Annotated in this window: 8 protein-coding genes; 2 read left to right on the forward strand and 6 right to left on the reverse strand. The window is 73.0% G+C overall.

The window, feature by feature from the left end; translation table 11 throughout:
* Window positions 1-13 precede the first annotated feature (13 nt).
* On the reverse strand, window positions 14-1,750 hold the full coding sequence (locus ACIA8K_RS10750; RefSeq protein ID WP_396057270.1) for a protein kinase: 1,737 nt from the start codon (window positions 1,748-1,750) through the stop codon (window positions 14-16).
* Between the two features lie 102 nt (window positions 1,751-1,852).
* Window positions 1,853-6,502, reverse strand: coding sequence for a diguanylate cyclase (locus tag ACIA8K_RS10755; RefSeq protein ID WP_396057272.1), 4,650 nt, complete (start codon window positions 6,500-6,502; stop codon window positions 1,853-1,855).
* Window positions 6,503-6,685: 183 nt separating this feature from the next.
* Between ACIA8K_RS10755 and ACIA8K_RS10760 the strand changes: the two genes are divergently transcribed.
* Both ACIA8K_RS10760 and ACIA8K_RS10765 read left to right on the forward strand, forming a co-directional pair.
* Window positions 6,686-6,937, forward strand: a complete 252-nt coding sequence (locus ACIA8K_RS10760) for a hypothetical protein (protein ID WP_033344409.1) — start codon at window positions 6,686-6,688, stop codon at window positions 6,935-6,937.
* Between the two features lie 53 nt (window positions 6,938-6,990).
* Window positions 6,991-7,809, forward strand: a complete 819-nt coding sequence (locus ACIA8K_RS10765) for a class I SAM-dependent methyltransferase (RefSeq protein WP_396057275.1) — start codon at window positions 6,991-6,993, stop codon at window positions 7,807-7,809.
* On the opposite strand, the gene ACIA8K_RS10770 is transcribed toward ACIA8K_RS10765, so the two are convergent.
* From ACIA8K_RS10770 to ACIA8K_RS10785, 4 genes are all read right to left on the reverse strand, one after another.
* The gene (locus tag ACIA8K_RS10770; protein WP_396057277.1) at window positions 7,769-8,242 is read right to left on the reverse strand and encodes a nucleoside deaminase; all 474 of its coding nucleotides are present in this window, start codon (window positions 8,240-8,242) and stop codon (window positions 7,769-7,771) included. The genes ACIA8K_RS10765 and ACIA8K_RS10770 overlap by 41 nt on opposite strands.
* Window positions 8,239-11,040, reverse strand: coding sequence for a molybdopterin-dependent oxidoreductase (locus tag ACIA8K_RS10775; RefSeq protein WP_396057279.1), 2,802 nt, complete (start codon window positions 11,038-11,040; stop codon window positions 8,239-8,241). Before ACIA8K_RS10775 ends, ACIA8K_RS10770 begins: the two co-directional genes overlap by 4 nt.
* A complete protein-coding gene (locus tag ACIA8K_RS10780) occupies window positions 11,037-11,837 on the reverse strand; it encodes an FAD binding domain-containing protein (RefSeq protein ID WP_396057281.1) in 801 nt (266 codons plus the stop codon). Before ACIA8K_RS10780 ends, ACIA8K_RS10775 begins: the two co-directional genes overlap by 4 nt.
* A 162-nt stretch (window positions 11,838-11,999) precedes the next feature.
* Window positions 12,000-12,236, reverse strand: coding sequence for a hypothetical protein (locus ACIA8K_RS10785; RefSeq protein WP_396057283.1), 237 nt, complete (start codon window positions 12,234-12,236; stop codon window positions 12,000-12,002).
* Between the last annotated feature and the right edge of the window lie 209 nt (window positions 12,237-12,445).

Below are 12,445 nucleotides of genomic sequence, written 5' to 3' on the forward strand. Positions count from 1 at the left end.
AGCGGCGGGCCGCTCAGCTGACCGCCCACTGCTGCGCACCTGTGGCGTTGCACTCGTACACCTGGACCGGGGTGCCGTTGTCGGTTTTCGCGCCGGTCACGTCCAGGCACTTGTTGGTCTGCAGGCTGATCAGCTGGTTCTGCGGCGTGAGCGCGAACGCCTGTGCCAGGCTGCCGTTGCACGCGGCCACGTGCAACTGGCTGCCCAGGTTCGGGCTGTCGACCTGGACGCACTGGCCGAGCACCTGGAGCACGCCGGTGCCGGGGAGCGTGAAGATCGTGCCGGGCGTACCGTCGCAGTCCCAGATGTGGATCGGCGCGGTGCTGGCCGGGTCGCTGCCCGGCACCGCCAGGCACCTGCTGCTGACCGGGTTGACCACGCGCCCGGCGGCTACCACAGGCGTCAGGTTGGACGGGATGACCACCGGGGCGCGGGACGGGGTGGGCGACGCCTTCGTCTTGGACGGCGTCGGGGACGCGGCGGTGGGTGACGGCGACGGCGTGGGTGAGCCGGTCGCGGCCGGTGGGGCGCCGAGCGTCGGCGCGTCGGTGATGATGGAGACGCCGGCCGGTGAGTTGAACACCCGCTCGCCAAGCACGACCGCCAGGATCAGCACCAGGACCAGCGCGCCGACCAGCAGGTAGAGCGAGCCGTACTCACCCCGGGTGCGCGGCGGGGGATAGCCGTGGCCGTGGCGTGGCGGGAGTGCGGTGCCCGGCGGGATCTCCACGGTCGGGCCGGCCGGCTGGCGCATCGCGGTCGGCAGCATTGTGGTCGGCCCGGCGTGCCGCGGACGGGCCTGGGACAGCGCGCTGACCGGCACCGACTGGTGGTGCGGGGCGGACTGCGCCGCGTTCCCGCCGCTGCCCGCGCCGCCTTCCGCGTTGGCCCAGGTGCCCGAGCTCATTCCGGCGCCGGCGTGCGCGGGCGCGCCGGAGAGCGCGTGCCGCAGCAGTCGTTCCGCCTCGAACGCGTCGACCCGGAGCGCGGGGTCCCGCCGCAGCAGGCCCTCAAGCACCGGCAGCAGCGGCCCGGCCTTCTGCGGCATCGGCGGCAGCTCGGTGGCGAGCGCCGCAAGCGTGGCTATGGAGGACGGCCGGGTGTACGGCGCGCGCCCCTCCACTGCCGCGTAGAGCGAGGCGCCAAGCGACCACAGGTCCGCGGACGCGCCGATCGGGCCGCCGATCGCGCGTTCCGGCGCGAGGTAGGCCGGCGAGCCCATCACCACGCCGGTCCGCGTCATGCCCGGATCGTCAGACGCCGTGGCCAGGCCGAAGTCGGTGAGCACGATCCGGCCGTCCTCGCCGAGCAGCACGTTCGCCGGCTTGACGTCGCGGTGCAGCACGCCGACCGCGTGGGCGGCCCGCAGCGCGCCAAGCACCCGCAGGCCGATCTCCGCGGCCCGCAGCGGCGTGACCGGGCCGGTCGTCGCGATCACCTTCTGCAACGAGTCGGACGCGATGTACTCCATCACGATCCAGGGTTCCTCGCCGGTGCGGAGCACGTCGAAGATGCGGACCACGTTGCTCTGGCTGACCTTCGCGATGGCCCGTGCCTCGCGGAGCGCGCGCTCGCGGAGCTCCTGCACCTCGTCGCCGGTCAGCCCGGCTGGGGGCACGATCTCCTTGAGTGCGACGTCGCGTTGCAGCATCTCGTCGCGTGCCAGCCAGACACGGCCCATGGCGCCCTGGCCGAGGGGGCGGAGGAGTCGATAGCGGCCGGCGATCTCGCGCTGCGGGGTGTCGGACACGAAGTGGACCGTACCCGGACGAAACCAGTGCGTTGCCACCTGGTTCGTCATCGTTCGTCTCACAGGGCCGCTACCGGCCCATACACCACTATCGGATCTCTGTCATTCGGTGGAGACACGATTGCGGCCGGCGCGCTTCGCGTCGTAGAGCGACTCGTCGGCGAGCTTCAGCAACGTGTCCACCGGCCCGTTCGGGACAGGCATGCCGGAGGCGACACCGATGCTGACGGTGACGACGCCGTGCGGTGACAGCGTATGCGGTTCGCGGAGCGCCTCGACCGCGGCCCGTACCCGTTCGGCCACGATGAGGGCGTCCGCGAGCGGTGTCTCGGGGAGGATGATGCAGAATTCCTCGCCGCCGTACCGGGCTACGTAGTCGGTGGAGCGCACGGCAGCGGCCACGGTCTTCGCGACCGCGGTCAGGCATCGATCGCCACCCTGATGCCCGTAGTGGTCGTTATATCCCTTGAAGTAGTCAATGTCGATCATGGCGATCGAGAGCGGGTGCTTCGGGCGGGCGGCCCGCCGCCACTCCGAGTCCAGCAGCGTGTCCATCCGGCGGCGGTTCGTCAGGCCGGTCAGCGGGTCGGTGATCGAAAGCTGCTCGAGCCGCGCGTTCGCCTCCTCCAGCTCCCGCGTCCGGTCCGCGATCTTGGCCTCCAGCGACGCGTAGAGCTGCGCGTTCTCGAGCGACACCGCGAGCTGGCCGGTGACCAGGCGCACCGCGTCGAGCCGGTCCGCGGTGAACGCGTCCCGGCTGCTGCGGTTCTCCAGGATCAGCACCGCGATGTGCTCGCCGCGCGCCACCACCGGCACCGCAAGCAGCGCGCACCGGGCCACGCCCGCGAAGTACGGGTCGCGGGCGAACCTGTCGTCGCGCACCGCGTCGCCGCTCAGCACGGCCGCGCGGGTGCGCTGCACGTACCGGACCACGGACCGCGGGCCGGAGTCGGTGTCCGCCGCGACCACAAGCGTCACGTCCGTCGCGCCGGTGAGCGACCGCAGCACCTCGTCGACCCGCTCACGAAGCGCGCCCACCCGCGTCTCCGAGCTGAGCGTGCGGGCCGCGTCAAGCACGCCCACCAGGTCGATGTCCAGGTTGTTCAGGCCGCCGGCGGAGGAGGCGCTGGTGCTGTGCAGCCGGTCGAGGTCGGTGCGCCGGCCACGCAGCCACGGGTGCGTGTCGTCAAGCGCCCGGACCTTCGCGGTCGCGCCCCACTCCTCGTAGGCGTCCCGCGCCAGGCCCAGCAGCCCGTTGCCGGCGTACTCGTTCCCCTCGGCCAGCTGGAACGCGGCCGCCCGCTCCGCGATCACCGCGTAGTGCCAGGGCCGTCGCCGCCGGCTCACCTCGCGGAGCGCGGTGTCGTAGTGCGCGGTGGCCGCCCACCGGTCGCCGTCCCGCCTGGCCCGCTCCGCGGCGGCCAGCGCGGCCAGGTGCGCGAAGTTGCCGGGCGCGTCCGCGGCCCGCGCGTCCAGCCAGGCGGCGGCCCCGTCCAGGTCCACGCCGGTCACCACGCAGAGCACCCGGGTCGTGGTGACCAGGTAGAAGCCCGGGTTCCGGGGCGCCAGTTCCGCGGCTGCCCGGGCCGAGGCCAGCGCCGTCTCGTCGTCGCCGGCGATCAGCGCGGCGAGCCCGCGCAGCGCGTGTGCGGTGTGCGCGGCCGGCGGGTTCCCGGCGACCCTGGTCAGGTGGGCCGCCTCGTCGAACTCGTCGTCGGTGTCGCCGCGGACCGTGTGCACGAAATGCCGGAACGCGTTCTGGACCAGCCCGGCCTGGGCGTGCCCGGTCTTCCGGGCGTACCGGAGCGCGTCCGTGACCTGCTCCTCAAGTGCGCCGAGCGAGCCGCAGTCGAGCATGTACGCGGCCAGCCCGCTGCACGCCAGCCCGGCCTGGGTGGTCGCGCCGGTGCGTACCAGCCCGGTGAACGCGGCCCGAGCGACCGGGAGCACGTCCTCCAGCCGTTCGTGCCAGTGACCGGCCCACGTCAGGAAGATGAACTGCAGCTCCGCGGCGGCCTGGTCCCAGCCGCGCCGTTCGCAGTCGGCAAGCAGGAACCGGACGATCCGGTACCCGCTGTGGTAGTCGTCACGGGCGCGGATCAGCCCGAATCCGCAGGCGGCCACCGGCGCGGTCAGCTGTGCCGCCGGGCCGTCCGCCACCCACAGCCGGTGTGCGGTCGTCTGCAGCCACGACATCATCGCAGGGCTGGCCACCACCGCGTTCGGCATCAACGCGTTGATCAGCTTCGCGCGGGCCTGATGGGCGCGGTCCCCGTTCTCCGGGCGCGGATCACCGTTCTCCGGCAGGTGCTCCGCCCACCGGGACAGCCGCTCCATGCCCGCGTCGGACTCCCGGCGCATCTCGTCCGGGTCCGGGACGACCGGCAGCCCGATCCGGCCGAGCAGGTCGCTGCCGAGCTCGAGCGCGTCAGTGAACCGGACCCGCCGATTCAGCGAGCTGATCTGCACGCACGCGCTCGGCACCCGGCCGATCGGGTCCGGGCAGTTGATCTCGATGTACCGGTAGACCTCGTCGCCCTCGTCAAGCCGCCCCAGCCGGCAGAGCGCGGCGTGCCTGTGGACGTGGAGCATCAGCAGCGTGAACGCGTCCCCGCGGTCCGCCGCCGCGACGGCCGCGCTCAGGTACCGCTCGCACTGTCCCGGGTCGAGGAGCCGGGTCGTCTCCGCCGCCTCCGCGAACAGCGGGCCGGCCACCGCGCGGTCAGCCGGATCGGCAGGTGTGCCGGCGGCGAGGAACAGATCCGCCGCCACCTCACGATGCGCGGGCAGCGCCGCCAGCCGCCGCGCGATCCCGGTCCGGGCCGCGTCCACGTCCGTCCCCAGCGCCGCCCGGACCCGTTCGTGGCCCGTCCGTACCGTCTCCCCGGCGAAGACGGCCAGCCCGTCGTCAAGCACCGGCGCGAGCGCATCGAGGGCCAGGCCGGCCGACAGTCCGCAGGCGGCGCCGAGCAGTTCCGGCGTGGCCTCCCCGCCGAGGCAGGCCAGCACGATCAGCATGTCGCGCGCGGGCTGCGGCAACGCGGCGATCCGGGCGGCCAGCCGCTCGCCCGCGTCGCCCGCGCCGAGATGCCGGCGCAGCGCGTCCGCGTCCCACGTCCAGCCGGCCGTGCGGACCCGGAGCGTTCCGGTGGCACGCAGCTCGTTGAGCAGCGCCAGCGCGTCCGCGGGGTGGCCGCCGGTCCGCGCGTGCACCGCCTCGGCGAGCCCGGCAGCGTCGGCGACCGGCGCGCGCAGCACGTCCGTGATCAGGTCGGTGACCGCCGCCACGGTGAGCCCGCCGAGCCGCAGCCGCAACACGTCACCGGCCGCCTCGGGCAGCGCCACCGTGTTCTCCCGGTGCGTGATGATCAGCGTCAGGCCCGGGATCGGCCCGTCGGCCGCGATCGCCGCGGTCGCCCGGGCCGGGGTCTGCGGCGCCAGGTGAAAATCATCAAGCGCCAGCACCAGGGGGTACGCCCGGGAGCACATCACCCGCAGCAGGGTGACCGCGGCCTCGATGAGCCGGCTCTCCAGCTGCTCCGGGTCCATCGGCTCCGGCGCTTCTCCGGTCGGAAGGTCGAGCACCGCCCCGAAGTCAGGCGTCGCGCGCCCGACAAGCGCCGCGTTCTTCACGCCCAGCTCCCGCCGCAGCCGCCCCCTGACCTCGTGCAGTGTCGCCTCCGACTCGGACAGCAGCAGCCGTCCCAGCGCCCCGAACGCGACAGACAGCCCGTCCTCGCCCGGTCCCAGCCGCCGCGGGTCGAACCGCCCGCTGACGAACCGCGCACCGGACTCCTCGGCCATCGACCGCACCTCGGCCAGCAGGCTGGACCGGCCGATGCCAGGCGGCCCGCCGATCGTCACAAGTGAGGTGCCGCCGGCCAGTGCGGTACGCAACGCCGTGAGTTCGGCGGCCCGGCCCACAGGTCGCGGTGGCGCGATCAGCCGTGCCGGAAAGTCGCGCTCGCCGAGCACGAATCCGGGCGTGGAGGCGTGCGACAGGTCGTACGCCAGCCCTTCCGCGCTCTGATACCTGCGGTCCGGCTCCTTCTCGAGCAGTCGCATCACGATCGCGGAGAGCACGGCCGGCACGTGCGCGTTCAGCACGTCCGGCTCCTCCGGCACCACCACCAGGATGTCGTGCACCAGCCGGAGCGGATCCTCGTCCCGGAACGGCGGGCCGCCGGTCAGCGCCGCGTAGACGGTCGCGCCCAGCCCGTAGAGGTCCGCGCGCTGGTCCACGCCGCGCCCGGTGCGCCCGGTCTGCTCCGGCGCCACGTAGGTGAGCGTGCCGATCAGCCGGCCCGCGTCCGGGCCCTCCACCTGCGCGGTGGCCAGCCCGAAGTCGATGAGTGTCGGGGTGCCGGCCGGGTCGAGCAGCACGTTCGCGGGCGTGATGTCACGGTGCAGGATGCCGCGCCGGTGCAGGCCGGCCAGCGCGGCGGTCAGCCCGGTGGCGAGCCGGAGCGCGGCCGTGACCGGCAACGGGCCGTCCGCGAGCGTGGCGGCGAGCGTGCGCCCGTCGCCGCCGGTCAACGCGACCAGGTCACCACCGCCGTCGTCGGCCGCGGTCAGCGCGGGCACCCCGGGTACGCCCGCGGCGCGCTCGAGCATCGCGCGCTCGTGCCGGGCCCGGTCCTCCGCATGCGGCCCGCGCAGCCGCTTGAGTACCACCGGGTCCGTGCCCGGGGACCAGCGCCGCGTCACGAGGGTGCGATCGCTCTCGTAGAGCACCTCGTCGACCGGGACCATCGCGTCCGTGCCTCCACCACCGCAACTCGCGGGTGCGGGAAACCACCCGTCACGCTCCCATTCGGCACCTAAGCGCGCGTCTTCAGTTTTTTGCCCGGCGGAGCCACGGGCGGGGGATCGTGACGCCGGGGTCGAGACCTCGCGAACCCACCGATCGGGTGATTCGCTCGGCATAATGCTCACATGGTCAAGTGGGAGTACGCCTTGCTCATCCGCCGCCGCGTTCCGGACGGGGGGCAGTGGCGCATCACGTTCGCCTGGTACGCCCCGGACGGCACCGTCCAGGACGTGACCGTCTACGGCACCGCAGTGATCTCGCAGCTGAATCAGGCCGGCGCCGCGGGCTGGGAGATGATCACCGCGGTCGAGGACGTGAACAACCTGCAGGGCACCACCGAGGTGCACCGATACCACTTCAAGCGCCCGATCGACTGACGTTCCGGCGCGCCGGGCCCCTCCTCGTACCGCCAAATCTGAATAATGCATTTATGTCGGATGAATCGGACAAGAGGGCTCGGGTCGAGTGGGGTGCCGATCCTGTCTTCGGCACCCCGGACGAGGTGACGGCAGCGTTGCAGCGGATGGTCACCGCCCTGCTCCGCCCGCCCGCCGGGGCGCCGCTTCGCGCGCTTGAGGCCGGCGCCGGCAAGCGCATCCGGCTCGACGTCCCGGACGACGCCTACATCGTCGGCGTGGACACCGACGACACCGCCATGAGCCTCAATCCACGCCTGCACGAGCGGGTGATCGGCGACCTGCACGACTACACCGCGCCGGCCGACTCGTTCGACCTGATCACCTGCTGGTACGTCCTCGAGCACGTCGAGCGGCCGGAGGCGCTGATCGCCCGCTTCGCGCAGATGGTCGCGCCCGGCGGCCTTGTCGTGCTCGCGGTCCCGCACCTCTACAGCCCGAAGTCGGTGTTCACCAAGCTCACGCCGCACGCGTTCCACGTCTGGTTCCGCCGCCGCGTGCTCGGCTTCCCGAACGCGGGCAAGCCCGGCTACGGCCCCTACCCGACCACGCTGCGCCGCGGCATCGCCCCGGCCGCGATCGCCACGCTTGTGGCCCGGCACGGCCTCGCCCCGGTCTTCGAGGGCTACTTCGAGGACGACAAGCAGACCCGGTTCCGGCGGAAGATCGGCGTCACCGGATGGCGCTGGTCGCTGGCCCGGGGCCTGGTCCGCGCGCTGAGCCTCGGCCTGCTCGACGCGGCCCGCAGCGAGTACGTGGTGGTGCTGCGCCGCGACCCGGCCACCCCGCGGGTCAGTACTCCACGCGATCGGGTCGCGCCGTCCACGCGGTGAACGGCGCCACCCGGTCCGTGGCCTCCGCCTGAGTCACCGGCACCGGCCACTCCTCGCGCGGCTTCGCGAACAGGTCGTAGAACGCCCGGTCGTCGAAGCCCGCGTCCGCCGCATCGTGCCGGTCCGCCGCGTAGACCACCCGGTCCACCCGGGCCCACAGCGCGGCGGCCAGGCACAACGGGCACGGCTCGCACGAGCTGACCAGCACGCAACCGTCAAGCTTGAACGTGCCGAGCGTGCGGCAGGCGGCCCGGATCGCCACCACCTCCGCGTGCGCGGTCGGGTCGAGCGTGCTGGTGACCTGGTTGACACCGGTCGCGACCACCTCGCCGTCGCGCATCACGAGCGCGCCGAACGGGCCGCCGCCCTCCGTCACGTTCGCCACCGCGGCCGCCACCGCGAGATCCAGGAACGCCCTGTCGCCGGTCGTCATCGCCGCTCCACCGCCGTCTCCTCGGGCAGGCCGGGCACCGCGTGCGGCGCCGGCCCGCCGGCTGGGTCCTCCGCCGTGACGCCCGCGTGCGCGAGCGCCTCCCACACCCGGTCCCGCCCGAGCGGCAGCGAGGTAAGCCGCACGCCTGTCGCGTCCCGTACCGCGTTCGCAAGCGCGGGCGCGACCGGGTTGAACGGACTCTCGCTCATCGACTTCGCACCCATCGGGCCCAGCGTGTCCGCGGTCTTCGCCACGAGCACCTCCGTGTGCGGCACGTCCGCGAACTGCGGCAGGTGATAGTCGCGCAGCGCCGGATTGACCACCCGGCCGTCCGCGCTGATTCTCATCTCCTCGTAGACCGCCGCGCCGATCGCCTGCGCCACGCCACCCTCGATCTGGCCGACCAGCTGCATCGGGTTGAGCACGACGCCGGCGTCCGCCGCGTGCACGCTTTTCAGGATCAAGATTTCGCCGGTACGCGGCCGCACCGCGACCCGGAAACCGTGCACGTTGAACGCGACCGAGCGCGGCGAGCCGTCCGTCCTGGCGTGCGCCTGTACCGGCAGCCCGGCCTCGGTCGCGCGGCGGTGCAGCTCCGGCAGGCCCAGCATGGTCCCGGAGCCGCAGACCACGCCCTCCTCGGTCAGCTCGCACTCCTCCGGCGGCAGCGCTGTCAGCACCGCGGCCGCCTCCCGTAGCCGCTGTCGCAGCGCCTGCGCGGCCAGCAGCGTCGCCTTGCCGGCCACCACCACGCCGGTCGAGCCGTACGCACCGGTGTCGTGCCCGACGAGCGCGGTGTCCGACTGCGCGATCGCCACCCGGTCCGGCGTGGTGCCGAGCGCGGTCGCGGCCAGCTGGGTGTGCACGGTCGAGGTGCCGTTGCCGAACTCGGTGGTGCCGACCATCAGCTGGTAGGTGCCGTCCGCCAGCAGCCGCACGTCAGTCTCCGCGTAGTGCCCGCGCGGCGGGATCGTGTTGATCAGCGACAGCGCCACGCCGTCGCCGAGCAGCCAGCCGGGCCCGGGCGCGGGCACGGAGTTCCGGGAATCGGCAAGCGCGTCCCGGACCAGCGTCAGGCACTGGTCGAGGCCGTAGCTGCCGTACTCCACATCGTCCAGCTCGTTGCTCACCGAGACCATCGGGTCGCCGGGGCGGATCACGTTGCGCTCGCGGAACGAGACCGGGTCGATGTGCAGCAGGCGGGCCAGCTCGTCCATCGTCGACTCGATCGCGAAGATGGTCTGGCTCAGGCCGTAGCCGCGGAACGCACCTGCCGGGACCGTGTTCGTGTACACCGCGTACGCGTCCACCTTCTTGTTCGGGCACCTGTAGACCGCTACCGACTCCCCGCAGCCGTGGTGCAGCACGCCCGCCGCGTGGTTGCCGTACGCGCCGGTGTCCGACACCACCCGCAGCTGGAGCGCGGTGAGCGTGCCGTCCTCGCGCGCTCCGGCCCGTACCCAGATGGCCATGGGGTGCCGGCTGGTCGTGCCGGTGAACTGTTCCTCGCGGGTCAGCTCCAGCTGCACCGGCCGCCCGAGTCGCAGCGCGGCGAGCGAGGCCACGTCCTCGACAAGCATCTCCTGCTTCCCGCCGAACCCGCCGCCGACGCGCACGGTGAGCACCCGCACGTGCTCCGGCGGCAGGTTGAACACCGCGCACAGCGCCGACCGGGTCAGGAACGGCACCTGCGTGCTGGTCCGGACCGTGAGCGCGCCCCGCTCGTCCACCCAGGCGACGCAGCCGTGCGTCTCCATCGCCGCGTGCTGCACGCGCTGCGTGTGGTAGATCTGCTCGTAGATCGCGTCGGCCTCGTCGAACCCGGCCGCGACGTCGCCCAGGTTGCCGTGGATCTCCGCGATCGTGTTCCGCTCCGGGAACGCGATCCGCGACTCCGCCGCGGGCTTGGGGTGGATCACCGGCGCGCCCGGCCGCATCGCCAGCTCCGGGTCGAAGACGGCGGGCAGCACCTCGTACTCCACGACGAGCGCGCGCACGCCCTCCTCCGCCGCGGCCACGGTCTCGGCCACCACGGCCGCGACCCGCTGGCCGATGTGCCGCATCACGTCGTCGAGTACGCGCGTGTCGTCCGGGTCGTCGGTCAGGTGCTCGTGCCTGCCGCTTGAGTAGAGCACCGGCGGCGCGTCCTCGTGGGTGAAGACCGCTCGCACGCCGGGGACGGCCAGCGCCGCGCTGGTGTCGACAGCGATCACCCGGGCGTGCGCGTGCGGCGAGCGCAGCAGCTTCATGTGCAGCAGCCCGTCCGGCGGCAGGTCAAGCGTGAACAGCGCCTTCCCGGTGACGATCTCGCGTGCCCCGGGTGCCGCCGCGTTGTGCCCGGCCGAGGCGCCGGCCCTGGTGGCCTCCACATGCGGGACGCCGTTGATCGCGTCCTCGATCGCGCGGTACCCGGTGCACCGGCACAGGTTGCCCTTGAGCGCGTGCGGCAGGTCGGCGCGCTGCTCCGGGGTGAGCTTCGCGGCCGTCATGATCATGCCGCTGGTGCAGAACCCGCACTGAAAGCCCTGCGCCTCAGCGAAGTCGCGCTGCACCGGGTGAAGGTCAGCGCCGTCGGCCAGCCCTTCCACGGTGGTGACGTCCCGCCCCCGGGCCCGGAACGCGGGCGTCACGCAGCTGTGCACCGGCGTCCCGTCCAGCCACACCGTGCAGGCGCCGCAGTCGCCCGCGTCGCAGCCCTTCCGCACGCCGAACGTCCCCTGCTCCCGCAGGAAGGTGCGAAGACACTGACCCGGCCGGGGTACGGCGCCGGTCTCACTGCCGTTGATCGAGTACGTCACGCCAACTCCGCCCGGATCTCCTCGGCCAGCTCGAACGTCATGTGGCGGCGCCAGGCCGGGGAACCGTGCACGTCGTCGTGGTAGGTCTCGGGCGGGATCGCCGCGACCGCGTCCCGCAGCGTGGCAGCGGTCGGCGGCGTCTCGAACGACAGCCGCAGCGGCCGGGTCACCGACGCGGTCACGGTCAGCTCCAGCCCGGCGGTGCGGCGCCCGATCAGCAACGCGGCGGACCGGCCGGCCGGGCTCAGCGAGATCTGCCGGAACGCGGCCGGCGTGGACAGCGCCGCGGCCGGCAGGTGCACGGACCGCAGCAGCTCACCGGGTTCGAGCGCGGACCGCTGCGGCCCGGTGACGAAGTCGGTGACTGCCAATTCGCGCGGCCCGGACGGCCCGAGGATCGTGCAGACGCCGTCCAGCGCGGCGGTCAGCGAGATCATCGGGGCGGCCGGAAGCGCGAGGCAGAGGTTGCCGCCGACAGTGGCCGCGTTCCAGATCTTGAAGCTGCCCAGCAGCGCGCGGCAGGCCGGCGGGAAGAGCCGGGCGGCGGCCCACCCCTCCGGCGCGGCGAACGCGTGCAGCTCCGCGATCGTGCAGGTCGCGGCGATCTCCAGCCCGTCGTCCGTGACGGTGAGCGCGGGCCAGCCAAGACTCGGCAGGTCGACAAGCCGGCGCAGGTGCGGTTGCGGCTCGGAGAAGAGCCAGGTGCCGCCGCCGAGCCAGCCGTCGCCGGGCCGCCAGGCGGCGGGGTCCAGCGCGTCCGGCCCTGCGATGATCTCGGAGATCGTGTGCAGATCCACGCCCGCAGTGCTCCCGTCAGCCCACGCGTTATGAGCGGTCAAGGCTGTCGTGGGCAGGTGTCGTCCGGATGTACCGGTTGTCGCCGCCGTGTTACTGACCCGGCGGTTCCACCCTAGATTATTTGTGCGGCCCGGCAAGCCACTCCGCCAAGCCCGGTCAGGTCAGCTCAGGGCCAGCCCGCGCCGGAGCGCCTCCATCGCGGCCCAGACCTGGACGCGGCCCATCGGGGTGCCGTCCTCGGCGAGTTGCTGGCCCTCGACCAGCTGCCAGCGCTCGTCGCGCAGCCCGAGGCGCTCGATCCGGATCCAGATCGACCAGACGCCGGCGCGCTGGTCGTCCTTTGCCAGCCGCAGCACGGTCCCCGGTGGTATGACGACCGCGTCCTGCCCTGCCCTCATGCCGCCCCCGCTTCTCCGGTCCGTATCGACGCTAGTGCACCGTTTCACCACGTCACAAGGTGCGCAGGAGTGGTTGGCACGCCACCCTCCACAGTGTTCCAAGCCGATCGGGCAGGCAATCACCGATCGGCCGTTGTGATCATACGGTGCCCGCCGAGCTGTCGAAATGGACAATTCTCGATTTCAACACTTTGACGTGCAACGATGCG

This window comes from Catenuloplanes sp. NPDC051500 (assembly GCF_044454585.1).
Taxonomy (GTDB): domain Bacteria; phylum Actinomycetota; class Actinomycetes; order Mycobacteriales; family Micromonosporaceae; genus Catenuloplanes.

What these genes read in the sequence shown, in the direction of transcription:
- ACIA8K_RS10755 (WP_396057272.1), bottom strand. Translation starts at nt 6,502, where the DNA reads ATGGTCCCGGTCGACGAGGTGCTCTACGAGAGCGATCGCACCCTCGTG.
- ACIA8K_RS10765 (WP_396057275.1), top strand. Translation starts at nt 6,991, where the DNA reads ATGTCGGATGAATCGGACAAGAGGGCTCGGGTCGAGTGGGGTGCCGAT.
- ACIA8K_RS10760 (WP_033344409.1), top strand. Translation starts at nt 6,686, where the DNA reads ATGGTCAAGTGGGAGTACGCCTTGCTCATCCGCCGCCGCGTTCCGGAC.
- ACIA8K_RS10785 (WP_396057283.1), bottom strand. Translation starts at nt 12,236, where the DNA reads ATGAGGGCAGGGCAGGACGCGGTCGTCATACCACCGGGGACCGTGCTG.
- ACIA8K_RS10770 (WP_396057277.1), bottom strand. Translation starts at nt 8,242, where the DNA reads ATGACGACCGGCGACAGGGCGTTCCTGGATCTCGCGGTGGCGGCCGCG.